Source organism: Pantoea sp. X-Soil-ISGK-355, from assembly GCF_059730805.1.
In genome coordinates, this window is sequence record NZ_AP035972.1 from 345,102 (window position 1) to 372,032 (window position 26,931).

At 54.3% G+C, this 26,931-nt stretch carries 19 protein-coding genes and 1 pseudogene; 9 read left to right on the plus strand and 11 right to left on the minus strand.

Annotated elements, in window-relative coordinates; genetic code table 11:
- Positions 1-47 precede the first annotated feature (47 nt).
- From AC6I8J_RS20340 to AC6I8J_RS20355, 4 genes are all read right to left on the minus strand, one after another.
- Positions 48-1,028, minus strand: a complete 981-nt coding sequence (locus AC6I8J_RS20340; RefSeq protein ID WP_161734578.1) for a LacI family DNA-binding transcriptional regulator — start codon at positions 1,026-1,028, stop codon at positions 48-50.
- 68 nt (positions 1,029-1,096) lie between these two features.
- Positions 1,097-2,158: a sugar phosphate isomerase/epimerase family protein gene (locus AC6I8J_RS20345; RefSeq protein WP_260058501.1), complete on the minus strand. Its 1,062-nt coding sequence runs from the start codon at positions 2,156-2,158 to the stop codon at positions 1,097-1,099.
- A complete protein-coding gene (locus tag AC6I8J_RS20350; RefSeq protein WP_497825786.1) occupies positions 2,145-3,413 on the minus strand; it encodes an MFS transporter in 1,269 nt (422 codons plus the stop codon). The genes AC6I8J_RS20345 and AC6I8J_RS20350 overlap by 14 nt, the downstream gene beginning before the upstream one ends.
- 145 nt (positions 3,414-3,558) lie before the next feature.
- Complete coding sequence (locus tag AC6I8J_RS20355) at positions 3,559-4,470, minus strand: DMT family transporter (protein ID WP_222925858.1); 912 nt, start codon at positions 4,468-4,470, stop codon at positions 3,559-3,561.
- 229 nt (positions 4,471-4,699) lie between these two features.
- Here AC6I8J_RS20355 and lplA point away from each other — a divergent pair, with 229 nt between their 5' ends.
- Complete coding sequence (gene lplA, locus AC6I8J_RS20360; RefSeq protein ID WP_440829587.1) at positions 4,700-5,716, plus strand: lipoate--protein ligase; 1,017 nt, start codon at positions 4,700-4,702, stop codon at positions 5,714-5,716.
- Positions 5,717-5,898: 182 nt separating this feature from the next.
- Here lplA and cspE read toward each other — a convergent pair whose 3' ends face one another.
- Both cspE and AC6I8J_RS20370 read right to left on the minus strand, forming a co-directional pair.
- On the minus strand, positions 5,899-6,111 hold the full coding sequence (gene cspE, locus AC6I8J_RS20365) for a transcription antiterminator/RNA stability regulator CspE (RefSeq protein WP_003855207.1): 213 nt from the start codon (positions 6,109-6,111) through the stop codon (positions 5,899-5,901).
- A gap of 423 nt (positions 6,112-6,534) precedes the next feature.
- Positions 6,535-7,731, minus strand: coding sequence for an MFS transporter (locus AC6I8J_RS20370; protein ID WP_161734568.1), 1,197 nt, complete (start codon positions 7,729-7,731; stop codon positions 6,535-6,537).
- A 304-nt stretch (positions 7,732-8,035) separates the two neighbouring features.
- Between AC6I8J_RS20370 and AC6I8J_RS20375 the strand changes: the two genes are divergently transcribed.
- Positions 8,036-8,785 carry an NAD-dependent epimerase/dehydratase family protein gene (locus AC6I8J_RS20375; RefSeq protein WP_161734566.1) on the plus strand — a complete coding sequence of 250 codons (750 nt, stop codon included), beginning with the start codon at positions 8,036-8,038 and terminating at the stop codon, positions 8,783-8,785.
- A 114-nt stretch (positions 8,786-8,899) separates the two neighbouring features.
- On the opposite strand, the gene AC6I8J_RS20380 is transcribed toward AC6I8J_RS20375, so the two are convergent.
- On the minus strand, positions 8,900-9,793 hold the full coding sequence (locus tag AC6I8J_RS20380) for an ABC transporter six-transmembrane domain-containing protein (protein WP_161734564.1): 894 nt from the start codon (positions 9,791-9,793) through the stop codon (positions 8,900-8,902).
- Between the two features lie 104 nt (positions 9,794-9,897).
- Here AC6I8J_RS20380 and AC6I8J_RS20385 point away from each other — a divergent pair, with 104 nt between their 5' ends.
- From AC6I8J_RS20385 to AC6I8J_RS20395, 3 genes are all read left to right on the plus strand, one after another.
- On the plus strand, positions 9,898-10,482 hold the full coding sequence (locus AC6I8J_RS20385; protein ID WP_222925860.1) for a TetR/AcrR family transcriptional regulator: 585 nt from the start codon (positions 9,898-9,900) through the stop codon (positions 10,480-10,482).
- A 463-nt stretch (positions 10,483-10,945) separates the two neighbouring features.
- Positions 10,946-12,331: a diaminobutyrate--2-oxoglutarate transaminase gene (locus AC6I8J_RS20390; protein ID WP_222925861.1), complete on the plus strand. Its 1,386-nt coding sequence runs from the start codon at positions 10,946-10,948 to the stop codon at positions 12,329-12,331.
- Between the two features lie 14 nt (positions 12,332-12,345).
- Positions 12,346-13,812: a pyridoxal phosphate-dependent decarboxylase family protein gene (locus AC6I8J_RS20395; RefSeq protein WP_497825787.1), complete on the plus strand. Its 1,467-nt coding sequence runs from the start codon at positions 12,346-12,348 to the stop codon at positions 13,810-13,812.
- A 964-nt stretch (positions 13,813-14,776) separates the two neighbouring features.
- On the opposite strand, the gene AC6I8J_RS20400 is transcribed toward AC6I8J_RS20395, so the two are convergent.
- Complete coding sequence (locus AC6I8J_RS20400; protein WP_222925862.1) at positions 14,777-16,090, minus strand: MFS transporter; 1,314 nt, start codon at positions 16,088-16,090, stop codon at positions 14,777-14,779.
- A gap of 207 nt (positions 16,091-16,297) precedes the next feature.
- Here AC6I8J_RS20400 and AC6I8J_RS20405 point away from each other — a divergent pair, with 207 nt between their 5' ends.
- Positions 16,298-16,609: a VF530 family protein gene (locus tag AC6I8J_RS20405; protein WP_222925870.1), complete on the plus strand. Its 312-nt coding sequence runs from the start codon at positions 16,298-16,300 to the stop codon at positions 16,607-16,609.
- Positions 16,610-16,680: 71 nt separating this feature from the next.
- Here the strand turns inward: AC6I8J_RS20405 and mqo are convergent, their stop codons facing one another.
- A complete protein-coding gene (gene mqo, locus AC6I8J_RS20410) occupies positions 16,681-18,330 on the minus strand; it encodes a malate dehydrogenase (quinone) (protein ID WP_222925863.1) in 1,650 nt (549 codons plus the stop codon).
- A gap of 306 nt (positions 18,331-18,636) precedes the next feature.
- On the opposite strand from mqo, the gene AC6I8J_RS20415 reads away from it, so the two are divergent.
- Positions 18,637-20,271, plus strand: coding sequence for a sensor histidine kinase (locus AC6I8J_RS20415; RefSeq protein ID WP_161736155.1), 1,635 nt, complete (start codon positions 18,637-18,639; stop codon positions 20,269-20,271).
- Positions 20,268-20,988 (plus strand): annotated as a pseudogene (gene dcuR / locus AC6I8J_RS20420) (two-component system response regulator DcuR). Before AC6I8J_RS20415 ends, dcuR begins: the two are co-directional and overlap by 4 nt.
- On the opposite strand, the gene AC6I8J_RS20425 reads toward dcuR, so the two are convergent.
- Entirely contained in the window at positions 20,982-21,944 is a 963-nt protein-coding gene (locus tag AC6I8J_RS20425) for an FAD:protein FMN transferase (RefSeq protein WP_497825788.1), read from the minus strand. The pseudogene dcuR and the gene AC6I8J_RS20425 sit on opposite strands and share 7 nt — an antisense overlap.
- A gap of 62 nt (positions 21,945-22,006) precedes the next feature.
- Positions 22,007-24,787, minus strand: a complete 2,781-nt coding sequence (locus AC6I8J_RS20430; protein WP_161736157.1) for a flavocytochrome c — start codon at positions 24,785-24,787, stop codon at positions 22,007-22,009.
- Between the two features lie 590 nt (positions 24,788-25,377).
- Between AC6I8J_RS20430 and AC6I8J_RS20435 the strand changes: the two genes are divergently transcribed.
- Positions 25,378-26,886 (plus strand): anion permease, encoded by a 1,509-nt coding sequence (locus AC6I8J_RS20435; protein ID WP_161736158.1) that lies wholly within the window; start codon positions 25,378-25,380, stop codon positions 26,884-26,886.
- Positions 26,887-26,931 lie beyond the last annotated feature (45 nt).

Here is a 26,931-nt window from a genome sequence, read left to right on the forward strand (position 1 = left end):
ACAATAGAGGCGTCGTTAAATTGGGAAAAGGCTGGCGGGTCATGCTTTCAGCTGCTGCACCGCACCACCAGCTCACCCTGCATGATCACACATTGTGAAGGCGCATCGGGCCGGGTGATTTTCTGCAACACCAGTTCACAGGCCCGGCGACCTATTTCCTTTGAGGGTTGCGCCAGGGTGGTCAGTGGCGGCGATACCATTTCAGCCAATTCGCTGCCGTCAAACCCTACTACGCCGATATCGTCAGGTATCCGCAACCCCGCCTGCTGAATTGCCGTCATGGCGCCAGCGGCAAGCGTATCAGACACGGCAAACACCGCATCAGGAATGGTTTTGTCCGCCAGCAACTGCTCCATCGCCGCTTTTCCGGCGCTGAAGCTTAACTCGCTGGCGTAGGCAATCGCTTCCCAGGTCAGGTGCTGTTCTTTGATCTGGCGGGTATAGCCCTGCTGACGCAGTCGGGCATATCGATAGCGGAGGTCGTGATTAATTAACGCGATGCGCTGCCGTCCCCGTGCCGCAAGGAACTGCACCACTGACTGCGCAGCGACGTCATCATCAATACCAACGCAGGAGACCTGCCCGGTGTCATCATGTTCGGCACACTGAACCCAGGGGGCCGCGCCTATCAGCTGGCTCAGCTCCGGCAGCTTGCTGAAGGCATCCATCGTAATGATGCCATCCACCATTTTGCCGGAAAGCAGTTGCAGACTGGATCGCGAACGTTCTATCTCCGCGCCCGAGTTGCACAGCAGGATGCGATAGCCATTTTTCTCGGCGTGCGCCTCTATGCCTTTAACCACTTCGGCGCAGAACGGGTTGGAGATATCTGAAACCAGCACCAGAATCATCGCGCTGCGCGCCGTGCGTAGCTGGCGTGCCAGCAGGTTAGGCTGATAATGGCTTTCTTCGATGGCCGCCAGGACTTTCTGGCGATTAGCTGGTTTTACGCTGTCGCTGTTATTCAACACCCGGGAAACCGTAGCAACTGAAACACCCGCCATCCGGGCGATTTTCTGAACAGACATAACGATCCTTCTGTTTTAATGCGTGTAAAGCCGACTCACCGCTCATCCGCTGAATCCACATGGCCACCTCAGACGTCGCGATCCAGCCCCAGCTGGTGGCGTATCGATGGGGCGTTCTCTGCTAAAGCAAAATCATCAAACGCGCGGTCAGCCACGGGAATAATATGGCGACGGATAAACTCTGCACCTTCACGCGCCCCGGTTTCGCCCTCTTTCAGGCAGCACTCCCACTCCAGCACCGCCCAGCCATCATAGTCATACTGTGCCAGCTTGCTGAAAATACGACCAAAGTCGATCTGGCCATCGCCCGGCGAGCGAAAGCGTCCGGTCCGTGCCAGCCAGGGCTGATAACCGCCATAGACGCCGCTGCGTCCGTTAAGCTGATATTCAGCATCCTTAACGTGAAAGGCTTTGATACGCGGATGGTAGAGGTCGATAAACTGCAGATAGTCGATGTGTTGCAACAGCAGATGGCTGGGGTCGAACAGAATATTGCAGCGCGGATGGTGATTCACCTCCGCCAGAAAACGCTCAAACGTAACACCGTCATGCAGGTCTTCGCCGGGATGAATCTCATAGCAGAGGTCAATGCCATGCTGGTCAAATACATCCATCACCGGTAGCCAGCGCCTTGCCAGCTCAGCAAACGCCTCATCAAACAGCGCTTCATGATGCGGCGGCCAGGGATAGAACCAGGGCCAGGCGAGTGAGCCGGAAAAGGTGGCGTGGGCGCGCAAACCTAACTTCTCAGAGGCCGCGGCCGCCTTTTTCAGGGTGGCGATAGCCCAGTCAGTGCGCCGGACGGGATCGCCGCGCAATGCCGCTGGGGCAAAATTATCAAAAGCCATGTCATAGGCCGGGTTAACGGCAACCAGTTGCCCTTCGAGATGGGTAGACAGCTCGCTGATCTCCAGCCCAAAACCGGCCAGCAATCCCCGTACCTCATCGCAATAGGTCTGGCTGACCGCTGCCTGCTCAAGGTCGAAAATAGCGGGCTGGTGACAGGGGATCTGCAGCGCCCGGTATCCCAGCGCGGCGGCCCACTCCGCCAGACCCGCCAGGGAATTAAATGGCGGCTGCGAGGTGATGAACTGCGACAGGAAGATGCCCGGTCCCTTAACTGTTTTCATTAGTAACTCCTGTTTTTGCTACCGCCTCATCACGATATTTAAACGAGAAGAAGAAAATAATCGCGATCAGCGCGGCGGCAACGGCGGGGATCCACCAGAAGAGTGCCCAGCTCTGCGCGCTGACGTGACCTGCAACCAGATGGTTGTAGAGCGCGCCAGAGATTTGCGATCCCAGCAGCATGCCGATGCCGTAGGTGAACATCACCACCATGCTCTGCGCCTGCCCTTTTACCTTTTCACCGGCAATCCGATCGGTATAGATGAAGCCCACCACGAAGAAGAAGTCATAGCAGATGCCATGTAGCAGAATGCCGAGGTAGATCAGCGTGCGCGTCTCATCACTCATGCCCAGCGCAAACAGGGCATAGCGGACAAACCACGCCGTCATCCCAATCAGCAGCATGTACTTCACACCCAGGCGACGAAATAGCAGCGGGATGATCAGCATGAAGGCAATTTCAGACATCTGCCCCAGTGACATTAGCGTGCTGACTTCGCGGATACCGGCATCCGCCAGCCAGGAAGCAGTAAACGCGTAGTAGGTGCCAAGTGGAATGGAGATCAGGGTGGCACACAGTGCAAAGACCATGAAATGCCGCAGCCGCAGCAAGGCGAAGGCGTCGGCGCAGAAGAGATCGCGGACTTTTAACGGTAAACCTTTAGCCGGTGCCGGTGTGTGAGGCAACGTCAGGCTATAAATGGCCAGCAGGACTGAACAGAGTGCCGCCAGCTGGAACACCGCCACGCTGTCTGCAATGCCGGTCACGCCGATAAAGATCCCCGCCACGATCCAGCCGATAGTGCCGAAGACCCTGACGATGGGGAAACTCTTCTCACTGCTGGCGAGACTGTGAAAGGCGATGTTATTCGAGAGCGCCAGCGTCGGCATAAAGCAGAGCGTATAGCCAAATAACAGGGCGATCAGCAACGCGCCGTTCTCTGCGATCAGTGCCTGCGGCACGAACCAGAGAATCGCTGCGCCCGCCAGATTCATGACGGCCATCACTTTCTGCGAGGGAAAGAAGCGATCCACCAGCATACCGAGCACAAACGGTGAGAGAATCGACGCGATAGGCCCGGCCGAAAACGCATCCCCAATCAGCAACGGCATATTGTGACGGGTCATCACCAGCCCCAGCGTTACCGACCAGCTGCCCCAGATAAAGAACTGCATAAACATCATCAGTGAAAGACGCGGCACCAGCAGCTTATGCTGCACCCGCTGACCTGCACTCTCCTGCACCGTTGCAATCATGAGAACCTCACGAATAAGTAATCGATTACTTTATGCCGGATTTAAAAGTAATCGATTACAACCGTTCATTCTTTCGCCGCGCTCACAAATTGTTAACTGTACGTTATTATCCTTTTGTTATTCAGCATTCTGATGCGTGCTCTGCTCAGGTCGTAATATCCGCTACCCGCGCTTTACGAAAGCGGTAGCGCTCATACAGCACTGAATAGAGGCCGCCGCACACCACCAGAACCGCACCGATGACCGTGGTGGTAGTCGGCAGGTTACCCAGCAACAGATACCCCACCGCGACGGACCAGAGCAGCGTGGTGTAGTCGAACGGAGCCAGCAGGGAGGCTTCTGCGTACCGCAGGCTCAGGGTCATCAGAATCTGCGTGATTCCGCCCAGCAGCCCGCATCCTATCAGTAGCGCTACCTGATTACCGTGCGGCACTTTCCAGCCGCCCGGCAGCGTGACCAGCGACGTTATCGCTGTGGTGACGGCGAACCAGAAGGCGATGGCGCCCGGTTTCTCTTTGCCGTTAAGAAACCGAATCTGGACCAGTGCACAGGCGGTACAGAAGGCTGCCATCAGCGCCAGCAGAATGCCCGCCGACGCGGAGAGCGAGAATGCTGCCGACTGCGTCAGCGAAAGATGCCCGGAAAACATCACCAGAATGCCGCTGAAACCGGTAAAGACCGCCACCCAGCGATGGTGGCGCACTTTTTCACGCAGCAGCAATGCCGCCAGCAGCACGGTAAATAGCGGTGCGGCATAGTTAATCGCGGTAGCGTCGGTCAGGGAAATATAGAGCAGCGACAGGTAGCTGAAATAGAGACCACCGGTTCCGGCCAGCCCGCGCACAAAATGCCCGCGAATATTACGGGTGCGGATGCCCTCCAGCACGCTGCCCTGAACGCGTAGCCAGATGAGCAGTGGAACCAGTGCCAGCAGCGAGCGGAAAAATATCACTTCGCCGACCGGTATTGCGCCATCCAGCCCTTTTACACAGGCCAGCATCAGCGTTGAGCTCAACGCAGCTGTGATTTTCATCGCGATGCCAGCGGACGCGTTCATAAGTTTTTTAATCTCATCGGGGAAAATAAGCAGTAAAATCAGCAGACTCAGACAATATACTGGCACAATGTTCTACAGCAATCTGCCGTGATTGCGCCGCAGACGGCATTTTATCTTTTTTTGCCGCAGCATCACGGCATGAAGAGGCATGTGAGTCCGCGTCCGTGCTGGTAGACTCTGCGTTCTGCCTGCTTTACGGGCCGCTTCTCATAAGGATCGGGAGTTACTGATGTCCACGCTGCGTTTACTGTTATCTGAATCCAATGATCCCTGGTTTAATCTGGCGGTCGAAGAGTGCATTTTCCGGCAGATGCCTGCCACCCAGCGGGTGCTGTTCCTGTGGCGGAATGCGGAAACGGTGGTGATTGGACGGGCGCAGAACCCGTGGAAAGAGTGCAATACCCGGCGCATGACGGAAGATGGCATCCGTCTGGCGCGTCGCAGCAGCGGCGGTGGCGCGGTGTTTCACGACCTCGGTAACTGCTGTTTTACCTTTATGGCCGGCAAGCCGGAGTACGATAAAAGCGTTTCAACTGCCATTATCCTGCACGCACTGAACGCGCTGGGTGTTCCGGCGGAAGCGTCCGGCCGTAACGATTTAGTGGTGAACACCGCTGACGGACTGCGCAAAATCTCCGGGTCTGCGTATCGTGAAACGCCGGATCGTGGTTTTCATCACGGCACTATTCTGATGGATGCCGATCTTTCCCGGCTGGCAGATTACCTTAATCCTGATGTGAAGAAACTGCAGGCTAAAGGGATTACGTCAGTGCGCGCCAGGGTTGCTAATCTGACGGAGTTAACGCCCGGTATCAGCTATCAGGCTATCTGCTCAGCCGTGACAGACGCCTTTTTTGCACATTTCGGCGAGCAGTGTGAGCCGGAGATGATCTCTCCCGATGCCCTGCCCGACCTGCCTGGATTCACTGAGCAGTTCGCAAAGCAGAGTAGCTGGGCATGGAATTTCGGTCAGGCACCTGCCTTCTCGCATCTGCTGGACCAGCGTTTTATCTGGGGCGGTGTGGAGATTCACTTCGATGTCGAACGCGGCGTGATCAGCCGCTGTCAGATTTTCAGCGACAGCCTCAATCCCGCGCCGCTCGAAGCGCTGGCCCAGCGGATGCAGAACGTCACATACCGGCCCGATGCACTGGACCAGGTCCTGAATCTGCTGATAGCCGATTTCCCGGCACAACAGGCGGAGTTGACAGAATTGCAGCAATGGCTGATCGCAAGCTTAAGGTGAACAGGCTCAGTCTGATACTGGCCCGCGCGAAACGCTGTTGTGGGCAAAAACTTCGCGAAAGTTTTCAGCCAGACATAAACGCAAAAAACCCGCACAAGGCGGGTTTTTTTATTATCAATTCAGGCTTATCTGCTCGGGCTATTGCCGTCATCGCGATTGTAAGCGTTATTGATAACAGAGGCTTACATAGGGACTACGTTTGCCGCTGAAGGACCTTTAGCGCCGTTTTCAATAGTGAATTCGACCTGCTGGCCTTCGTCCAGAGTTTTATAGTCGTTGCTCTGGATTGCAGAGAAATGTACGAATACATCTTTGCTGCCGTCCTGAGGAGAGATAAAACCGAAACCTTTACCCGCGTCAAACCATTTTACTAAACCAGTCATTTTATTAGACATCGATAATTCCTTAATTTATGAGCCACTAAGTGGCGAAGATGGCCTGTCTTTCAGAAGGTAACTTACCAGGCTTTTAGGAGGAGACTCATGAATAAGGGTATCTTGTGATATCGCTTGCACTGAGGACTGCTTTACTAAAACTGCTTTGATAAGGTCTGTGTTCCAAACCGAGGTCGCCATTAAGCCATCCCTTAACGACTTTAGCAAACATTATTTTAATTTAATTTTAACATCCAGACGTCCGGAACGCCATTATTGATTTTTCAAGCCTTTTTAAATTCCCGCGCTTTCAGAATGATAATTTTCATTAAACGGTCAGCCAGTAAAAAGCCTTGCGGTTAATCACTGCGGAAAAGTTATACGTCGGCGCTGTACACATTAAGCGCAGCGATAATCGGTATCGCTGCGCCCTCTTCTTTTATATCAGGCCAGTTGCGTCTGCTGACGCGCAGCATGGCGCGCCGTCATCACAAACACCATCAGACCGGCCACGCCCAGCGCAACACCCACCCACGCGGTGGAGATCCAGCCATAGCCCAGCGACACGGTCAGGCCACCCAGATACGCGCCCATCGCATTGGCGATGTTCAGCGCTGAATGGTTCATCGCGGCTGCCAGGGTTTGCGACTCATTGGCGACATCCATCAGGCGAATCTGCAGTGACGGCAGCAGCACTGAGCAGGTGCCGATCAGGAATGTGGCCAGCAGGCCAGTTGCCACATGCTGAACCAGCACCGGGAAGGCCAGCATCACCAGCACGTTCCATAACAGCGTCCAGCCAATAATATTCAGCACCGGGCCATCAGCCAGACGGCCCCCCACCAGATTACCGATGATCATTCCCAGCCCAAACGCCACCATCGCCCAGGGGATCAGCGAGGGGGAGATGCCAGCAATGTTAATCAGCGTCGGCGCGATATAACTGAAGATCGCGAACATGCCGCCAAAGCCTACCGCGCCCACCAGCAGGGTCAGCAGCACCTGTGTGTTTTTCAGCGCACCCAGTTCACGCAGCGGATGTGCATCCGCATCGCCTGGCGTGTAAGGCACGTAGCGACCAATCAGCAGGCAGGTCAGGAGACCAACCGCGCCCACAAAGGTGAACACCACGTGCCAGCTGAATAGCTGCCCAATCCATGAGCCTAGCGGTACGCCAATCAGGGTCGCCACCGTCAGTCCCAGCATCAGTGACGCCAGCGCACGACCGCGCCGTTCAAGCGGGACCAGTGAAGCTGCCACCAGTGAGGCAACACCAAAGTAAGCCCCGTGCGGCAGGCCGGTCAGAAAGCGCGCCACCAGCAGGCCGTGATAGCTGTCGGCCATCGCACTGGCGACATTGCCGACGCTGAACAGCGCCATCAGGATCAGCAGCAGCGATTTACGTGCCATCCGCGCTGCCAGTACGGCAATAAACGGTGCGCCCACCACCACACCCAGCGCGTAACTGGCGATAGCGTTGCCCGCCTGCGGTTCGGTGATCGTCAGAGAGCGTGAAACATCGGGCAGCAGGCCCATCATGATGAACTCACCGGTTCCGATACCAAAGCCGCCCAGTGCCAGAGCGAGTAATGCCCAGCGGACAAAACCGGCATCGTCGGTTTTATGATTTTTTCTTAACAAAATGGATTCCCAATGACCTGAACTGAAAAGCTGACGTGAGTCGGCGGGAGAAAGCAGAACGTTATCCCGTCCGGATGAAGCGGCTTGACTATAGAAAGTGAGGCCGCGCTAAGCAACCCATTTTGTGATCTGACGCACAGTTAAGGCTGTTCCAGGATTACGCTTCCCCTGTGCGGGTCTGGCGCGATTCGCGCTAAGCCAGCTCACAATCCGGAGAGGTCAGGCAGGCTTAGATCGGGGATGTCTGCTTTACTGACCGATTAACGCGTCTTTATTTAACAGGTTACTGAACAGGAATCAGCAGATGACGACCAGAGTGATCCTTCTTACCGGCGCCAGCGGACGCATCGGCCGGACCTTCTTCGCAGCCAGCCAGGATCGTTACCGCTTTATCCTGACGGATGTGCGGCAGCCCGACTACGCGATCCCCGCCCCGCATCGGTTTATCGCGGCGGATTTATCGCAACCGGATGCGGCAGAGAACTTACTGTCAGATGAACCTGTCGATACCGTTATCCACCTCGCCGGTATCCCTGATGCACAGGCCAGCTTCGACGATCTACTGCCCGCAAACATTCTCTCCACCACCTGGTTACTGAAGGCAGCCGCAGATCATCGCTGTCGTCGTCTGGTGTTTGCCAGCAGTGCGCAGACTATCGAGGGTTATCCGACAGATATTCAGGTACATCCCGGCATGGCTGTCTGTCCTGCGAATCTGTATGGCGTCACCAAATGTTATGGGGAAGCACTTTGCGCTTTCTACGCCAGCCAGCACGATCTGAGCTGCGTGGCGCTGAGAATCGGGGCGTTTGAACCGGCACTGGATAATAGCCAGCACACTGCACGGGATTACAGCGCCTGGCTGAGCCCGGATGATGCCGTCAGACTGCTGACCGGCGCTGTCGAAGCGGAGAAGATCACTTTCTTTATTGGTTACGGCATTTCCGATAACCGCTTTAAACGGTTTGATCTGACGCAGACGCGTGAGGTGCTGGGCTATACGCCGTCCGATAACGCATTCAGGGCATTTACGCCGGGCGAACTGGATTATTAATCCTGCACCAAAGAGGTCAACGCGGTCGTAGTTTTGCCGGGTTGTGGCGCTTTATCTCAACAGCCGCCGGAAAGTCCGGCGGTTGCTTCAGGAATGTGGCAGAGATCGTCAAAATCAGTGCGTACCGGTATTCACCCGCCGGCCAATGTCTTTGAGCTGTGAATATTTCTCCAGCAACTGAGGACCATCATCCAGGCTCATGGCAAACATCCACATATAGGTCATTACCGAATAGATATGACCCGCATTGGTGCCGCCACGGCCCGACATTAGCGCGATAGTGACCGCAAACAGCAGTGCCGCCACGCTACCGATGGCCAGATAACCGCACGCTTCCCGATCCGAGAGGCGGATCCGCAGACTGGCCAGCACGCCATAGTGGCGGCCCAGTGACGCGGCGTTCGCGTTGCTGACAAAGCTCACTTCTTTCTCCAGCCGGTTGTTAAGACGGCCAAACAGCGCATCGTTCTTGCGGGTAAATCCCGGCAGGAAACAGGCGAAGAAGAGCAGGATCGCCAGACAGCCTGCGCCGGTCCAGAACTCGATAGCCAGCAGCATCACTGCCGCACCGGTCATCGACGCCAGCGAAGTAATCAGCACCGGCAGATGCTTCTCGAAAAAGTCGACAAACTCGCGAGACAACGCCACCCGCGCAGCAATCGTCGACGCACTCTGTTTTTCGCTGCGCTGTGCCACAATCACCGGCACGGCCAGCTCAGCATAGATGCGGGCAAAAGTCCGGGTATCGACACTGCGCCGCGCTGCGCCGATAGCCCACATGGTAAAGACCATCGCCGCATAGAGCACCGCATGCCAGGTCCTGCCGGAGAGTATGGCGTTGATAGCGAAGCCCGCCAGCAGCGGATAAAGCAGATACATGACGTTTTCCGCCACCACCAGCAGCAGCGTGAGGAATAGCTTGCGGCTATGGCGGCGGCCAAGCATTTTTAATGTCAGAATAGCGCTGCGGGGAGCCGCAACGGGCAGGATCGTTTTTGAGGAAGACATAGTTTCTTTTTCTGATAGCGTCACTCTTGAGCGGTTGCTCAAGTACAAAAAGCAGTCTATTTGAGCGGTTGCTCAAAGTCAACGTGGCAATGATAGAGAGAATAATGAAAGAGTCGGCTGAGGTATTGAGAACCAAAATCCTGGATGCAGCGATAGTGCTGTTTATTGAGAAAGGGATCGAAAAAGTGACCACCCGTGAACTCACCGAGTCGGTAGGTATTTCACGCAGTCATATTTACCACTACTTCAGCAACTGGCAGACACTCTGCCTGGCGGCGCTGGAACGCTTTATGCGGGTCGATGTTGAAAATTTTGCCGACACACTGGCCTTGCTCACACCGCGTCAGCGGCTGCATACCCTGTTTGAAAGCCATCTGCCGAGTGCGCCGGATGCCACCTGGCAGCTCTATGCCTCTTTCTGGCAGATGGCTGCGCACAATGATGCATATGCTGCACTGGCTGAAGAGATGACTGAAGTGTGGCAGGCACTAATGGAGGGGATTATCCGTGACGGCGTCACCGACGGCACACTACGGTGTGATGATGTTCCCCGCACCGCCAGGCAAATCAGCGCCATGCTGAACGGCTATGCGGATTTGCTGACGATCAATCCTTCAGAATCTAAAGCTCGCGAAGCTATGGCAGACCTCGACCAGTTTGTTGAATTTGCCCTGGGGCCATGCCGTTAATCCCGGTTAATACGGTTTACCTTTCGCCATATATTAATTAAATGTTAAATAAAGGTTTATTATTTTAATTAGCCTGCAGTTTTAAGCGTCTATAAATGCGTATTCGTCAGTTGAGCGGACTTATGCTTTTTACGTCTGAAAAGCTGCCTTTTTGATAGCGTTTTTTGCCGGAAACAGCTGTTTACACAGATTATTATCATTGACTTAGCGCCTTGTGAACCGGGTAAGCTGGTGTTTTTACGCCATTTATTAGAAAGCCGTTAGCGTAGCGGCAATAATGCATGCGGTCATAAACCCACCAACTGATTGATTCCTATAACAAAGAATCCGTTATCTGACGATAAAATTAATCATTGAGTCGGACCTGAAAAACACCTATATTGGCCGCGCTTTACACATAGCCACCCATTTTAATTCATTTATTCAACTGTGACGCTACGCCCGTCCCGGTTGTAGGAGAGATATGATGACGGATAAAGTCCGTATTGATAGTTTGAATGCACAGAACTTAAACGCAACCAACGAAACCTATTTAGTCCGTCAGGCTGAATTTGAATCAAACGTTCGAAGTTATCCTCGCAAATTGCCGTTCGCGATTGCGAAAGCTCAGGGTGTCTGGATCACCGACGTCGAGAATAATCAGTATCTCGACTGTCTTGCCGGTGCCGGAACGCTGGCGTTGGGTCATAACCATCCAGACGTTCTGCAGAGCATTCAACATGTCATTACCAGCGGCTTGCCGTTACATACTCTCGATTTAACTACGCCGTTAAAGGATGAGTTCTCTGAGTACCTGCTCTCGTTATTACCGGGTCAGGGCAAAGAGTACTGCCTGCAGTTTACCGGCCCGTCCGGCGCAGATGCCGTTGAAGCGGCGCTGAAACTGGCGAAAAAGCACACCGGTCGTTCCGGGATCATCAGCTTCTCGGGTGCGTATCACGGTATGACCCACGGCGCGCTGTCGGTCACCGGCAACCTGTCACCGAAAGAAGCCGTAGATGGCATGATGCCGGAAGTGCAGTTCATGCCTTATCCGCACCTTTATCGCTGCCCGCTGGGCATTGGCGGTGAAGCAGGCGTGAAAGCACTGACTTACTACTTTGAAAACCTGATCAATGACGTTGAAAGCGGCGTTCGCAAACCTGCGGCGGTGATTCTTGAAGCAGTTCAGGGTGAAGGCGGGGTTAACCCGGCTCCGGCTGAGTGGCTGCAGCGCATCCGCAAAGTGACCAAAGAGCACGGCATTCTGCTGATCATCGACGAAGTCCAGGCGGGTATTGCCCGTACCGGTAAATTCTTCGCCTTTGAGCACGCGGGTATCGAACCAGACATCATCGTAATGTCCAAAGCGGTCGGCGGCGGTCTGCCACTGGCGGTACTGGGCATTAAGAAAGAGTTCGACGCCTGGTCTCCGGGTCACCACACCGGCACCTTCCGTGGCAACCAGCTGGCGATGGCGACCGGCCTGACCACGCTGAAGCTGCTGAAAGATAACAACATCGCTGACAAAGTTGCGGCACAGGGTGAATGGCTGAAAGGCAAACTGGGCGAGCTGCAGCAGCGCTACCCGGTAATCGGCAACGTGCGTGGTCTGGGTCTGATGATCGGCATTGAGCTGGTGAAACCCGACGAACCTGCTGACCATATGGGCAGCTTCCCGGCTGACGGCGAACTGTCTGCACTGGTACAGAAAAAATGTTTTGAGAACGGCCTGATTCTGGAGCGTGGCGGACGTCACGGCAGCGTATTACGTCTGCTGCCTTCCCTGCTGATCACAGATGCAGAACTGGACGTATTCATGGATAAATTTGAAAACGCCCTGCTGTCCGCTGGCGTGAAAGCAGTTTAAGTGGAGTGAATGCAATGTCCCGGTTAAACCCGATTCTGGCGGCCTCAGCACAGAGTACCGAGGCCTACCAGCAGGCGATTGCCCAGAGTAGCGCGGCCGTCGTTAAGTGGCTGGAACAACCTGAGATGTATCAGGGAAAAACCGTCGCAGAGCTGCGCGAGCGCATTACGCTGGACTTCAATCCTCAGGGCCTGGGTAACCAGGCCGCGATTGAACGCGCCATTGAGTACTTCCTCAAAGACAGCCTGTCGGTGCATCACCCGCAATGTGTGGCGCACCTGCACTGTCCAAGCCTGGTCATCAGCCAGGCGGCGGAAGTGCTGATCAACGCCACCAACCAGAGCATGGATTCATGGGATCAGGCACCGTCTGCCACCCTGATTGAGATGAAGCTGATTGAGTGGCTGCGCACCCAGGTCGGTTATCAGCCTGGCGACGCGGGCGTCTTCACCAGCGGCGGCACCCAGAGCAACCTGATGGGTCTGATGCTGGCGCGTGACGCCTGGTTTGCGCGTCAGGGTCATTCTGTTCAGCAGGATGGCTTAACCGGCGATCTGAAGAAGATTAAAGTCTTCTGCTCAGAGAACGCGCACTTCTCCGTACAGAAGAATATGGCGCTGCTGGGTCTGGGCTATCAGTCCGTCACGCAGGTGAAATGTGACCAGTTTGCCCGCATGGATATGGATGATCTGCGTCAGAAGCTGGCCGCATCCAAAGCTAACGGCGAAAACATTCTGGCGATCGTTGCCACGGCGGGAACTACCGATGCCGGTGCAATCGATCCCCTGCGTGAAATCGCGGCGCTGGCGGCGGAAGAGAACATCTGGGTGCACGTCGATGCGGCCTGGGGCGGCGCGCTGCTGCTGTCAGAGAAGTATCGTGACTATCTGGATGGCATTGAGCTGGTCGACTCCATTACGCTGGACTTCCACAAGCAGTTCTTCCAGACCATTAGCTGTGGTGCCTTCCTGCTGAAGGAAGCGCGTCACTATGAGCTGATGCGCTACCAGGCGGCCTATCTGAACTCGGAGTTTGATGAAGCACAGGGCGTGCCGAATCTGGTCTCCAAATCGCTGCAGACCACCCGTCGTTTTGATGCACTGAAACTGTGGATGGGTCTGGAAGCGCTGGGTCAGAAGCAGTATGCCGAAATCATCGATCACGGTGTGACGCTGGCACAGCAGGTGGCACAGTACGTTGAAGAGCAGCCTGCTCTGGAGCTGGTGATGAAACCGCAACTGGCCAGCGTGCTGTTCCGCTATCGTCCGGCGCATCTGGCGCACCTCAGCAGTGCGGATATCGCCCTGCTGAACCAGCGCATCGGGGATGCCCTGCTGGAGTCAGGCCGCGCCAACGTCGGTGTGACCGAGCATGATGGCGTGACCTGCCTGAAGATGACCCTGCTGAACCCAACGGTAACGCTGGAAGATATCAAGGTGTTGCTGACGCTGGTGGAAAAAACGGCACAGCAGCTGGTGTAATTCATCACATCGGTTCACACCACAGAGGCGCCTTCGGGCGCCTTTTTATTTTTCTGCCGCTCTCTTTGCGTTGATGACCTGTTCATCCCTGCCCCCTCCGATCCGTAACCTGGCCTCTTCATCTCAGGTCTTGTACTGGCTGCTTCATTCGGTGCAAAAATCGAGGTACACGAGCGTAGTGGCCTGAATGTCTGGCATAATGCCGTGCCCTAATCACGCATCGACGCGCTGGAGCGCATGCTGGATAACATTCAAAAAACGAAGCGGCTGATATGCTAATTGATGAGCAGGTTGAGCTGGGTTTAATTATTGCGCTTATCGATCCCGGAATAGTCAACGTTAAAGCAGCACCGCATTAAACTCATTTGTAGAAAATTGCCTGCACCGGAATCAGCTCGTCGCCGCCGGCCAGCCAGATTCCGGTCTCCGGCATCTCTTTTTTAGCAATGCCCTCACGGCGTACGCCTGTATGTTCAATTCTTATTGACCAAACGCACGGAAGCGTAACCGGCGAATTTAATGAGCCTGTTTAGCCCGTGTTTAATATTCAACCCGCATAACGTTTTTATTTTATCTGATATTGATAAACCGCATCGCGATCAAAAAATAAAGCTTATCTTTCAGCCATAATAGATCAATATTCAAATTAACTCTCTGATTAACCAAAAATAATGACTGTTCGTCTGGGTTAGGTAATTCAACAGGAGTAATGACTTATGCTGCTGCGTAAATTAATCATCATTATTATGGGCCTGATTATGGCGGCTGTGATTATCATTGCCGATAACCACGCTGATAAAGTCCGTTCGCGTGATCAGGTTTTCAGTTTATCGTCATCGCATGATCGCTAATCTGTTCTGAATAACCAACGCCTGCCCCCTTACGGGCGTTCATGCTAACGGGCTGCCTGATGCACAGGCAGCCTGCCGGATTATCCTTTACCGCTCAAACCACCATCCAGATCTTAGCGCGACGGCGGCTCATCCAGCCGTCGCAGATGATCATCTTTATTCAGCGTCATCAGCGCCACAATACTCACCAGCGCCGTCGCCATCACATACCAGGCGGGAATATCGGGATTACCGGTCTCTTTAATCAGCCCGGTGATGATTAGTCCCGCGCAGCCGGAAAAGACTGCATTGGAAAGTGAATAAGCCAGCCCCAGCCCGGTGTAGCGTACCCGCGTCGGAAACATCTCGGCGAGCATCGCGGGGCCGGGTCCTGCCAGCAAACCGACCACGCCACCTGCGATAAAGACCACCAGCGCTTTCAACAGCAGTCCGGTACTCTCTGCCTGCAAAACGTTTAACAGCGGCAGAGAGAGCACCAGCAGCAGCACCGCAGCTGAGACCATCACGGCGCGGCGGCCAATCCTGTCGCTCAGCATCCCGGCCGGGATGATGGTGGCGGCAAAACCGAGGTTCGATATCACCGCAATCAGCAGTGCCTGGTTAAAGCCGGTGTGCAGCGATGCCTGCAGATAAGTCGGCATAATCACCAGCCAGGTGTAACCGGCCGCTGACCACACCATCAGCCGGCAGATACCGAGCAGAATCGTTTTCAGCGTGTCGCCCAGGCTGGCGTTCACTTTTGCATGGGGCTGTGCCTGCTGCTGAACAAATGCGGGCGTCTCTTCCATCTGCACCCGCAGCCAGAGTGCCAGCCCCCCCAGCGGCAGTGCGATAAAGAATGGGATGCGCCAGCCCCAGCTCAGCATCTGCTCTGGCGTCAGCAACACTGAGAGCAATGCCACTATGCCTGCGCCCGCCAGTAATCCCAGCGCCACGGTAAAGGATTGCCACGCGCCATACAGACCGCGCTTTCCGCGTGGTGCAAACTCGGTCATCAGCGACACCGCCCCACCATACTCGCCTCCTGCGAACAGGCCCTGCAGGATACGCAGGCCGGTCACGATCAGCGGCGCCAGGATACCCAGTTGGGCATAAGTCGGAACCAGACCGATGGCAGCTGTCGCCAGCGTCATCATAATTAATACAAAAATCAGTGTGGGTTTTCGCCCGATGCGATCGCCCATCCGGCCAAAAACAATCGCACCCAGTGGACGGAAGAAAAAAGCGATGGCGAACGACGCGTAGGTCAGCAGCAGTCCGGTCAGCGCAGACTCGCCTTCCAGCCGGAAAAAGTTCTGCGCAATCACCGTGGCCAGAAAGCCATAGACCGCGAACTCATACCATTCAATGAAATTACCGACCGAACCGGCAAGCAGAGCACGTTTTCGGCTGGCGGAGGAGAGCAGATTATCAGCAGGGGCAGACATGACAGGCGATCCTTTTTAAAGCATCATCAGTCGTTTATGATTAGCACAATCGCTGCTGATCTGCGCAAACTTCTGCCCGTCGCGTTAGCGCAGACACATAAATCTGCAGGTACACCCCCCCACACGCTCTTTTTCACCTTCAGTCCTTGCACAACCGCTTTACGGTTGTCAGGATGTGCGGCATTGAATGAATCAGGCGGATAGATGATGAACGCACACACCTCAAAAGATCCTCTTCACGGCATCACACTGGAGATGCAGATAAACAGTCTGGTCGCGCAGTATGGCTGGGCTGAAATGGCAAAACGGATCAACATTAACTGCTTTAAAAGCGATCCCAGCGTTAAATCGAGCCTGAAATTTTTACGCCGTACGCCGTGGGCGCGGGCTGAAGTCGAAGCGCTTTATCTGGCCTCGTTAAACGCGCAACCGGCAGCACGCGACGAACCGGCTGAAGAAGCCGATCAGGCACCCGCTGAAGATCCGTGGGGCAAGTGGCGCGGTAACACGCCGGAGTAACACTGACAACGAAGCAATAAAAAAGCCCGCGCAGGTAAACCTGGGCGGGCTTTTTTCACGTCAGACTGCTGTTACAGCGCCATGTCGTGTTTCGCTGACGGCGCAGCCTGCTGAGGCTGTGCTGCCGGCGCGTCTGCGGTTTTGCCTTCCATGTTGATCACGGGCGGCGTGGTCAGTTGCAGGGTCGCTGCGGTCTCATTCCAGACCTGCTGCAGCAACGGCACGTTGTCATTCAGTTTCTGACCGTAACCTGGGATCATTTTGTGGATCTTCGCCTGCCATTCCGGTGATTTGAACTCTTCCGGGAACAGTTTCTGCATCACGCTCAGAGAGATTGGCGCTGCGGTTGATGCACCAGGAGAAGCACCCAGCAGAGCCGCCACGGTTTTCTGCTGATCGGTCACAATTTCTGTACCCAGTTTCAGCACGCCACCTTTATCAGCATCTTTCTTGATAATCTGCACACGCTGACCGGCCTGAATCAGTTTCCAGTCCTCTTTCTTCGCGTCCGGGTAGTACTCTTTCAGCGACTCAAAGCGATCTTCATCACTCAGCATCACCTGTCCAATCAGGTATTTTACCAGGTCGAAGTTATCCATACCCACATCGGTCATTGGCACGATGTTATGGGTAGTGGTGGTGCTCAGCAGATCAAACAGCGAACCGTTTTTCAGGAACTTGGTTGAGAAGGTCGCAAACGGTCCAAACAGCACGACGCGTTTGCCATCCAGATAACGGGTATCCAGATGCGGAACGGACATCGGCGGTGCACCGGTTGAAGCCTGGCCGTAAACTTTCGCCAGATGGCGATCGGCAATGGCACTGTTTTCGGTGACCAGGAATGAACCACCGACCGGGAAGCCTGCATAGTTATCGGCTTCCGGGATGCCGGTTTTCTGCAGTAATTTCAGCGCGCCGCCGCCTGCACCGATAAAGACATATTTTGCGTCAACCGCACGTTCGTTGCCGTTTTTGGCATCTTTAATCGTGACGTGCCAGGAGTTGTCGCCGTTACGTTTGAAATCGGTAACTTCAGAAGAGGTTTCCAGACGGAAGTTGTCATTCTTCTTCAGGCTGCCGATCAACTGACGGGTAATTTCACCGTAGTTAACGTCGGTGCCGACTGGCGTCCAGGTGGCGGCCACTTTCTGCTGTGGATCACGGCCTTCCATCACCAGCGGTGCCCACTGCGCGATCTGTTTGTGATCGGTAGAGAACTTCATCCCCTGGAACAGCGCCGTTTTCTGCAGTGCCGCATAGCGTTTGGTCAGGAAGTCAACATTGTCGCCCCAGACAAAGCTCATGTGTGGCGTTGAGTTGATGAAAGAGCGCGGGTCGTGCATGACGCCCTCTTTAATCTGTGAACTCCAGAACTGGCGAGAGACCATGAAGGCTTCGTTGATTTCCAGCGCTTTGGACACGTCAATCGAGCCGTCTTTACGCTCAGGCGTATAGTTCAGCTCCATGTTGGCAGAGTGACCGGTACCGGCATTATTCCAGCCGTTAGAGGATTCCAGCGCCACGCCATCCAGCTTCTCGACCATGATCTGTTTCCAGCCAGGCTGCAGCTCTTCCAGCATGGTGCCCATAGAGGCGCTCATAATGCCGCCGCCAATTAACAGGACGTCGGTTTTCTCTGGTGAGGTTTCAGCATGGAGGGCTGAAGAAACTAACAAGGCCGCGAGGGAAAGGGTGGGGATTACTTTCTTTGAATTCATCATTTTAATCGACAGCTCGGACGGTACTGGTTAAAAAAAGTCCTTAAAGTTTAAAATAATGTTATTTGTGAGTTAATGTGAAAATAGTTATAAAATTAAAAATAGCAATTTAGCCTTAATTTAATTACAAAAGGCTTACTGAATTGCTCACATATTTTAACCACACATTAAGGGTGTCCTTTGAATTATACAATCCCCTAACCCAAATATTGTTATTGCTCTGTCGCCCGCGCGCAGACCGCTAAAACTGTACTGATGCGGTGAGTTAGCGTATGTTTCAAGCCGATCCCCTACCCGTGCTGAACATCGATGACAAGCCAACCACAAAACCGACATGCCGTGACTAAACGACCCATGAAACTCAGTACCCTGACCACCCTGATGATGACTGCGGTGATCGTTACCGTGCTGCTCGCTGTCCATCTGCTCTATTTCGTTCAGATTGATAACTTTGCGCAGTCGCATCTTAAAGATAAAGCGATGGCGGTGGCGCGAACGCTGGCAGACAGCCCGGAGGTGCAGCGCGGGTTACTGTTGCCAGACGGCAGCAGCCAGATTCAGCCGCTGGCGGAAGCCGCGCGCAAACGCAACGGCCTGCTGTTTGTGGTGGTGACGGATATGCACGGCATCCGCTTTTCACATCCGAATGCCGCGGTGATCGGAAAACATTTTGTCGGCAATGACATCTATCCGACGCTCGGCGGCCGGGAAAATGTCGCGGTCAATCATGGGGTGCTGGTGGAGGCACTGCGGGTCTTTACGCCGGTTTATAACGCCCAGCATCAGCAGATTGGCGTGGTGGCAATCGGCATTGCACTGAATGATGTGGCGGCTCAGATTGCGAAGAGCCGCTGGAATATCGTCTGGACCGTCCTGTTTGGCGGTGTGGTTGGCCTGCTGGGTATTCTGATTCTGGTCAGGCGACTCAAGAACATACTGCTGGGGCTGGAGCCGCACGAAATCTCCAGCCTGTTTGAACAGCGCCAGGCGATCCTGAATTCCATTAAAGAAGGGGTGATTGCGGTCGATGATCAGTCACGCGTCAGCCTGATTAACCATGCGGCTCAGCAGCTACTGCATGAGACCACCCGCAGGATGCCGTTAAGCGGTGATCTGATTGCTGAGGAGAGCGTCATGCACCGTCATCAGCAGGATGCGCTGCATGCGGGCAAAGCCTGGCACGATCAGGAGCTGACGCTGGGTAATCGCATCCTGATCAGCAACACCGTTCCGGTGCGCAGTCGTGACCGCATTATCGGCGCGGTAACCACCTTCAGGGATAAGACCGAAATCAGCCAGCTGATGCAGCGTCTGGACGGCATGGTAAACTATGTAGATGCGTTACGTGAGCGGTCTCATGAGTTCATGAACAAGCTGCATGTGATTCTGGGCCTGCTGCATATGAAAAATTATGCACAGATGGAAGAGTACATCCTGAAAACCGCTAATGCCTATCAGACGGAGATCGGTTCGCTGCTGCAAAAGATCAAATCGCCGATCATTGCCGGTTTCCTGCTCAGCAAAATCAACCGGGTAACCGATGAAGGTCATCAGCTGATTATCGATGAGGCGAGTTTTCTGCCTGACTGCGGCAGCGAGGAGCAGAGCGCGGTTCTGATTACCGTGCTGGGCAATTTAATTGAAAATGCCCTGGAGGCGCTGGACCCGGAAACCGAAGGGGAAATTCACCTCATGCTGCATTATCAGAATGGCTGGCTGGCCTGTGAAGTGAGTGATGACGGCCCAGGTATCGACAGCTCGCAGCTCAGCGCCATTTTTGAGCGCGGCGTCTCGTCAAAAGGTGACGATCGCGGTGTCGGACTGTTTCTGGTTAAGCAGCAGACCGAAAGCCTGGGCGGCAACGTTAGTGTCGAGTCGGAACCCGGTGTATTTACCCAATTTTTAGTGCAACTTCCGTGGGAGAGAGGAATGATTACCCAATGATCAATGTGTTAGTTGTCGATGATGACGCCATGGTAGCCGAGCTGAATCGCTGTTATATCGGGCAGATCCCTGGCTTCACCTGCTGCGGCACGGCCTCAACCTTACAGCAGGCCAAAGAGCGGCTGGCCGAGGCTGAACCACAGGTTGATCTGATCCTGCTTGATATCTATATGCAGCAGGAAAACGGTCTCGATCTGCTGCCAGAAACTGCGCAGCGCAGGGCGGCCAGTTGACGTGATTATTATCTCATCAGCGGCGGATGCCGCCACCATCAAGACTTCGCTCAACTATGGCGTGGTGGATTATCTGATTAAGCCTTTCCAGTTTGCCCGCTTTGAAGAGGCGCTGACCGGCTGGCGTCAGAAAAAATCGCTCATGGATAATCATCAGTTCTATCAGCAGTCGGACGTTGATCAGCTGTTGCATGGTAATCCGCCTGGTGCCAGCGAACAGAAACGCCTGCCGAAAGGGTTAACGCCGCAGACGCTACGTACACTGTGCCTGTGGATCGACGCCCATCCCGGCACGGAATTTTCTACCGACGAACTGGCGACGGAAGTCAATATCTCGCGCGTCTCGTGCCGTAAATACCTGATCTGGCTGGCGCAGATTAATATTCTGTTCACCAGCATTCATTATGGGGTTACGGGCCGTCCGGTTTACCGCTATCGCCTGCAGCCGGAGTATCACACCTTACTCAAACAATACTGTCAGTGAACCAGCCGGTAGTCCGTGTCGAGTAACTGAAACGAAAAGTGACGTTGTGACGAGCAGATTATCTGCCTGTCACGGGTCACAAAGATAGCTTCAATGCCCGGTTTGTCGGTCAGGCAGGCGATGCCCTTTTCAACGCCCAGTCCGTACAGCAGCGTCGTATAGATGTCGCCATCCAGCGAGCGATCGGAAATTACAGTTACACTCAGCAGCTCGTTATCCAGCGGATAACCGGTCTGTGGATTCAGGATGTGGTGATAACAGACCTCATCCAGCTCGAAGTAGCGCTCATAGATACCGGACGTCACGACCGAGCGGTTGTTCACACCGATGACACCGATCAGCGCATCGGCCTCACCAAACGGCTTTTTCAGACCGATTGCCCAGCCCGCGGATTCTGGTGGCGCGCCCACCGTCTGAACGTTGCCGCCCAGATTGATCAGCGCACTGCTGACCTGCTGCTGACGCAAAAAAGCCTGGACTACGTCGGCGATATAGCCCTTGGCGATGGCACCCAGGTCAATCTCCATTCCTGGCCGTGCCAGCCTCACGCTGCGGGTGGCAGCATCAAGGATAACGTCCTGTGGATTGATCAGCGTCATGCGCGCCTGAAGATCGGCTTCTGACGGAACGCTGTGGCCCTTAAAGCCAATTTTCCAGCACTTCACCAGCGGACCGATGGCCAGATTAAACAGGCTGTCGGGCAACAGGCTCACCGCATGCGCACAGGCGATCACATCAAACACGGGCTGACTGACGACCACCGCATGCTCTCCTGCCGCGTGGTTAATCGCCATGACTTCCGACGCCGCGCGATTTACCGTGAAGAGATTCTCCTGCTGTTTGATCAGGCGAAAAACCTGCCTGGCCAGCGTCTGGTTGTCTTCGAAGAGTTTGAGCAGGATGGGCGAACCCATTAATACAGCGGAATAAGCATAGACACGCGCATCAGTTAACATAGGCGACTCTGCTTTAAAGGGGAAAACCGGCACCCGCAGGATGCGGATGCCGGAGACTGCCGTTAACGTCGGGCGTAGGCGGCGGCGTTACCGCCAGCCAGGATACCGAAGATAATGATATCTGCAACGGCGTTACCGCCAATACGGTTCGCGCCATGAATGCCGCCAACCACCTCGCCACATGCCCAGGCACCGTTAATCACCTGTTTCTGGCTGTCCAGCACCGCGGTGGTGGTATCAATGGTGACACCGCCCATGGTGTGGTGCACGCCTGGTGCAACACGAATCGCATAGAATGGCGCTTCGCTCAGCGGATGACGCAGCGCGGTCTGGCGACCAAAGTCTTCGTCTTTCTGCATTATTACGAAGTTATTGTAACGTGCCAGCGTCGCTTCCAGCGTGTGATGCTCACTCATGTTGAGTTTCACCGCCAGTTCCGCCACGGTTGGCGCGCTGACCACAAAGCCCTTGGCGATGTACTCGTCAGCCGCTTTGTTATTCATGCGCACCTGCTCGTCAAACACAATCCAGGCACTCTTCTCTGGCAGGGCAATAATCTGCGCTGAGACTTTGTCGCGGGTCTCCATCTCGTTGTAGAAACGCTTGCCGGCCTGACTGACCAGGATAGCGCCGCCGCCGCGAATCGATTCAGAGACCAGATAAGACGTGGTCTGCTCAACAGTCGGGTGAATCTGAATTTCCCCCATATCCACCGTTCCGGCACCAATTTTCTCCAGCATCGCAATACCGCTACCGGTCGCACCTTTGTGGTTAGTGGTGACAAAGCCATCAAGTTCAGGGCGATATTTCACCACCAGCTCACGGTTCGCACTGAATCCGCCGGTCGCTACAATGACGCTTCTGGCGTTAAGGATACGGCTGTCGTTGTATTCATCGACCACTTTCACACCCGTTACAGCACCGTTCTCATAAAGAATTTCTGCAACAGAGGTTTCCAGCAGCACTTCGATGTTGCGGCTGTTGATATTTTTCACCAGGCCGCTGATCAGGAAGCCACCTACCGCTGAACGGTCAGCCGGACGGTGAGTACGGTCGATGCTCATCCCACCGGTAATAGTGATGTCATTCAGTTCAATGCCGTGATTCGCCAGCCACTCAATCGCCTCAGGCGCCAGGTCCACAAACTCGCGCAGCAATACCGGGTTGTTTTTGAACTGGCCGCCTTTGAGCGTCTCCTCGTAGAACAGCTCTTTGCTGTCTTCGATGCCTTTGAGTTTCTGGAAACGGGTTTCGGCGGCGTTCATACCCACAGACGCTTTGATGGTATTGCCGCCAATGGTCGGCATCTTCTCGATGATAACCACACGTGCGCCTTCATCGTGCGCCTGAATCGCCGCCGCCAGACCGGCACCGCCGCTGCCCACAATCACCACATCGTAATTCTGTGGGGCATTAGGGTTACCGCCCTCTTCAATCACATGCTCTTTGCTGGAGGTGGTCAGCGCACGGGAAACCGCTTTTTTCAGCGCTTCACTCTGGGTGGTCGCGCCGGTAATCGCATCAACGTGTGGGCTGTTCGCCACCAGAATACGGTTACGCAGGCTTTCAAAGGTGGTGGTGAAGTCCACATCCAGCGTATCGTCCGGCACCAGCGAGATGTCGGTAATACGGTCGGTATCCAGTGTGACGTTGATTTTCAGCTTCAGCGCTTCGGCTTCCACTTTCTCCTGATAAACACCCGCTTTGTATTTACGGCCCGATTCGCTCATGTCGCGGATCATCGCGTCGACCAGCGAGAAGCGCCACAGCGGTTCCGGGATCTGCAGCTCTTCGCGTTTATTGCTGTCGATGTAGAGTTCGAGATGTTCGTTATTGATGATGCGGTCAGCCCAGTTCGGATAGGCGATACAGGCTTTACCAATGGCCACCAGGTCATAGCCTTTTTCCAGCGCCAGTTCGGCGTCGGCTTTATTCACCACGCCGCCGACACCAATCACCGGCACTTTTGCCAGCACTGGCGAGCGCATCGCAACGAATTTCTCGATCAGCGGCGTCGGGTCCTGCGTATCGACAATGGACGGGCGCAGCAGCTGGCCGACAGAGAAGTGAACATAATCGAGTCCGCGCGCGGCCAGTTTTTCCAGCAGATAGAGGGTGTCGTCAAAGCGGATGCCGGGCACTTCGATCTCTTCTGGCGAGAAGCGATAGCCGATGATGAACGAGTTATGGGCGAAGCGCTCCGCCATTTTGTGAGTGATTTCCAGCACTTCCAGCGGGAAGCGCGCGCGGTTATCGCGGCTGCCGCCCCACTTGTCATCGCGCTGGTTAGAATTCGGAGAATAGAACTGCTGAATCAGATAGGTGTTCGCACCATGAATTTCGACGCCGTCGAAACCGGCCTTAATAGCACGGTTCACCGCATCACCAAATTTGGTGATCATGGTTTCGACTTCTTCAGCGCTCAGCGCCAGCGGTTGAGTGGCACCTTCGCGTGGTGCGGCAATGGCGCTCGGCGCAACCGGTGTTTTCCCGCCGATGAGTTCCGGCTCGACCATGCGGCCACCGTGATAGATCTGCAGAATGGCCGTGGAGCCTTCCGATTTAATCGCGTCCGCGATGCGTTTCAGACCAGGAATTTTGTTGTCACTGTCGATAGCAATGGCACCCGGAAACGCCGGGCCGCGGTTATCAATAAAGCAGCACTCAACGATCACAGTTCCGATGCTGCCTGCACGTGCGCGGTAATACTCGACCAGTTCGCTGGTGACCGTTCCGTCATAAAAACCGGTACAGGTGGTCATGGGGGCCATCACCAGTCGGTTTTTTAACACAGCGCCGCCAGGCAGGGTAAGTGGATTAAGGATGGGGGTGAGAGATTTCATTGCGATAAACTCCAAGATTTAAAAGTCTGGAAATTTTTTAGCGGACGCAAATTATCGCTTTATTAAGTGGTCCGATGTCATGCGTCTAATATACCCTTATCTTTGCTTTCATAAGTGATAAATTTACTTTTTTAACTTTTAAACGATTCAGAGTTTTTATTTGCTGAATTCAGGAAGTGTAGTTATATTAATTGTTAACCATGGGTAACTAAAAATCAACCATTGATTTACATAAATAATTTAACCTTTATGATCATAGTGTTAAGATGAATGGGTCGACCGGGGCCTTCCCAGGATTTGTCGATCAGCTTCACAAAACTGTCAGAATGTCGATGTCAAAAATATAAATAAAAAATAAATGTTAAAAACGGGGGAATAATGAATAAATTTCTTTGATCTGGATCAAAATCTATATTTGCAAAAATCGCATCATATTTACATGGATTTAAAAATGCTGCTCAATAGTCCAGCAGCAGATTGATAAAATCATTGCATCGCGGTTTATTCACACTATTAAGAATAAATAAGAAAGTCATCAGTGAAGGTCCGGGGCGCAAATCGCATTCTTCTCAACGTGCAGATAAAATACTATGAAACCACTCTCAGCTGTAACTGAACCCCCTAAAGCTGCCCCTGCGGCGGCGGGTAAAAAGAAAGCTATCATGCTGGCTCTGCCAGTCATCGTTGCTGTGTTGCTGTTGCTGGTGCCAACACCGGCCGGTCTCGAACCCTATGCCTGGCACTTCTTCGCCATCTTTGTCGGCGTGATTGTCGGATTGATCTTTGAGCCGCTGCCCGGTGCCGTTATCGGCCTGACCGGCGTCGTGGCCATCGCGCTGTTCAGTCAGTTTGTCCTCTTCAGCCCGGAGGAACTGGCTAACCCGAAATTCAAAGTCGCCAGTGAGTCCTTTAAGTGGGCGGTCAGCGGTTTCGGTAACTCCACGGTCTGGCTCATCTTCGGTGCCTTTATGTTCGCCGCCGGGTATGACAAGACGCAGTTTGGTCGTCGTCTGGCCCTGATTCTGGTGAAATATCTGGGTCGCCGCAGCCTGACGCTGGGCTATGCCATTACCTTCGCTGACCTGCTTCTGGCACCGTTTACCCCCTCAAACACCGCGCGCAGTGGCGGTACTATCTATCCGATTATTGCTAACCTGCCTCCGCTTTACGGCTCTAAACCCAACGACCCGAGCGCCCGTAAGATCGGTTCGTATCTGATGTGGGTCGCGATCACCGCAGCCTGTATCACCAGTTCGATGTTCCTCTCAGCGCTGGCACCTAACCTGCTGGCACTGGCGCTGGTGAAAAGCATCATCGGTTTTGATATCTCATGGGGTATGTGGTTCCTGGCCTTCCTGCCGCTGGGCGTGCTGCTGATTCTGACCATGCCGCTGCTGGCTTACTGGTTCTATCCGCCAGAAGTCAAAATCAATGATGAAGTGCCGAAATGGGCTATCGCTGAACTGGAGAAACTGGGCCGCCTGACACGCAATGAAATCCTGCTGCTGGTGTTTGTGGTCTGTGCCCTGCTGATGTGGATCTTCGCCACCTCGTGGATTGAACCTGCGATGGCTGCGCTGCTGGTGGTGGTACTGATGCTGTGGACCGGCGTCCTGAACTGGAACGACATTACCAGCAACAAGCCGGCCTGGAATACGTTCGCCTGGTTCGCAACGCTGGTGGCGCTGGCTGATGGCCTGGCCCGCGTCGGCTTCATCGCCTGGCTAGGTAAAGAGGGAGGCATGCTGCTGCAGGGCTATGACCCACAGATTTCAGCCGTGGTGCTATTAATCGCCTTCTTCCTGCTCCACTACCTGTTTGCCAGTACCACGGCACATACTACTGCCCTGTTACCGGCCATGCTGACCATTGCAGCGTCAATCCCGGGCATCAATATGCCAGTCTTCTGCCTGATGCTGTGTACCTCTCTGGGTGTGATGGGCATCATCACGCCCTACGGTACTGGCCCAAGCCCGATTTATTACGGCAGCGGTTATCTGCCGACAAAAGATTACTGGCGTCTGGGTACCATCTTCGGTGCCATCTTCCTGGTCTCTATGATGGTGATTGCTTATCCGTGGATGGTGTGGATGTTCTGACGGATACAACATGCAGATCAACGCGTTATAAGATACCATTCCTTC

Bases quoted from the DNA above. Each gene is read 5' to 3' on its own strand.
- AC6I8J_RS20340 (WP_161734578.1), bottom strand. From the start codon at position 1,028: ATGTCTGTTCAGAAAATCGCCCGGATGGCGGGTGTTTCAGTTGCTACG.
- AC6I8J_RS20345 (WP_260058501.1), bottom strand. From the start codon at position 2,158: ATGAAAACAGTTAAGGGACCGGGCATCTTCCTGTCGCAGTTCATCACC.
- AC6I8J_RS20350 (WP_497825786.1), bottom strand. From the start codon at position 3,413: ATGATTGCAACGGTGCAGGAGAGTGCAGGTCAGCGGGTGCAGCATAAG.
- AC6I8J_RS20355 (WP_222925858.1), bottom strand. From the start codon at position 4,470: ATGAACGCGTCCGCTGGCATCGCGATGAAAATCACAGCTGCGTTGAGC.
- lplA (WP_440829587.1), top strand. From the start codon at position 4,700: ATGTCCACGCTGCGTTTACTGTTATCTGAATCCAATGATCCCTGGTTT.
- cspE (WP_003855207.1), bottom strand. From the start codon at position 6,111: ATGTCTAATAAAATGACTGGTTTAGTAAAATGGTTTGACGCGGGTAAA.
- AC6I8J_RS20375 (WP_161734566.1), top strand. From the start codon at position 8,036: ATGACGACCAGAGTGATCCTTCTTACCGGCGCCAGCGGACGCATCGGC.
- AC6I8J_RS20380 (WP_161734564.1), bottom strand. From the start codon at position 9,793: ATGTCTTCCTCAAAAACGATCCTGCCCGTTGCGGCTCCCCGCAGCGCT.
- AC6I8J_RS20385 (WP_222925860.1), top strand. From the start codon at position 9,898: ATGAAAGAGTCGGCTGAGGTATTGAGAACCAAAATCCTGGATGCAGCG.
- AC6I8J_RS20390 (WP_222925861.1), top strand. From the start codon at position 10,946: ATGATGACGGATAAAGTCCGTATTGATAGTTTGAATGCACAGAACTTA.
- AC6I8J_RS20395 (WP_497825787.1), top strand. From the start codon at position 12,346: ATGTCCCGGTTAAACCCGATTCTGGCGGCCTCAGCACAGAGTACCGAG.
- AC6I8J_RS20400 (WP_222925862.1), bottom strand. From the start codon at position 16,090: ATGTCTGCCCCTGCTGATAATCTGCTCTCCTCCGCCAGCCGAAAACGT.
- AC6I8J_RS20405 (WP_222925870.1), top strand. From the start codon at position 16,298: ATGAACGCACACACCTCAAAAGATCCTCTTCACGGCATCACACTGGAG.
- mqo (WP_222925863.1), bottom strand. From the start codon at position 18,330: ATGATGAATTCAAAGAAAGTAATCCCCACCCTTTCCCTCGCGGCCTTG.
- AC6I8J_RS20415 (WP_161736155.1), top strand. From the start codon at position 18,637: ATGACAAGCCAACCACAAAACCGACATGCCGTGACTAAACGACCCATG.
- AC6I8J_RS20425 (WP_497825788.1), bottom strand. From the start codon at position 21,944: ATGTTAACTGATGCGCGTGTCTATGCTTATTCCGCTGTATTAATGGGT.
- AC6I8J_RS20430 (WP_161736157.1), bottom strand. From the start codon at position 24,787: ATGAAATCTCTCACCCCCATCCTTAATCCACTTACCCTGCCTGGCGGC.
- AC6I8J_RS20435 (WP_161736158.1), top strand. From the start codon at position 25,378: ATGAAACCACTCTCAGCTGTAACTGAACCCCCTAAAGCTGCCCCTGCG.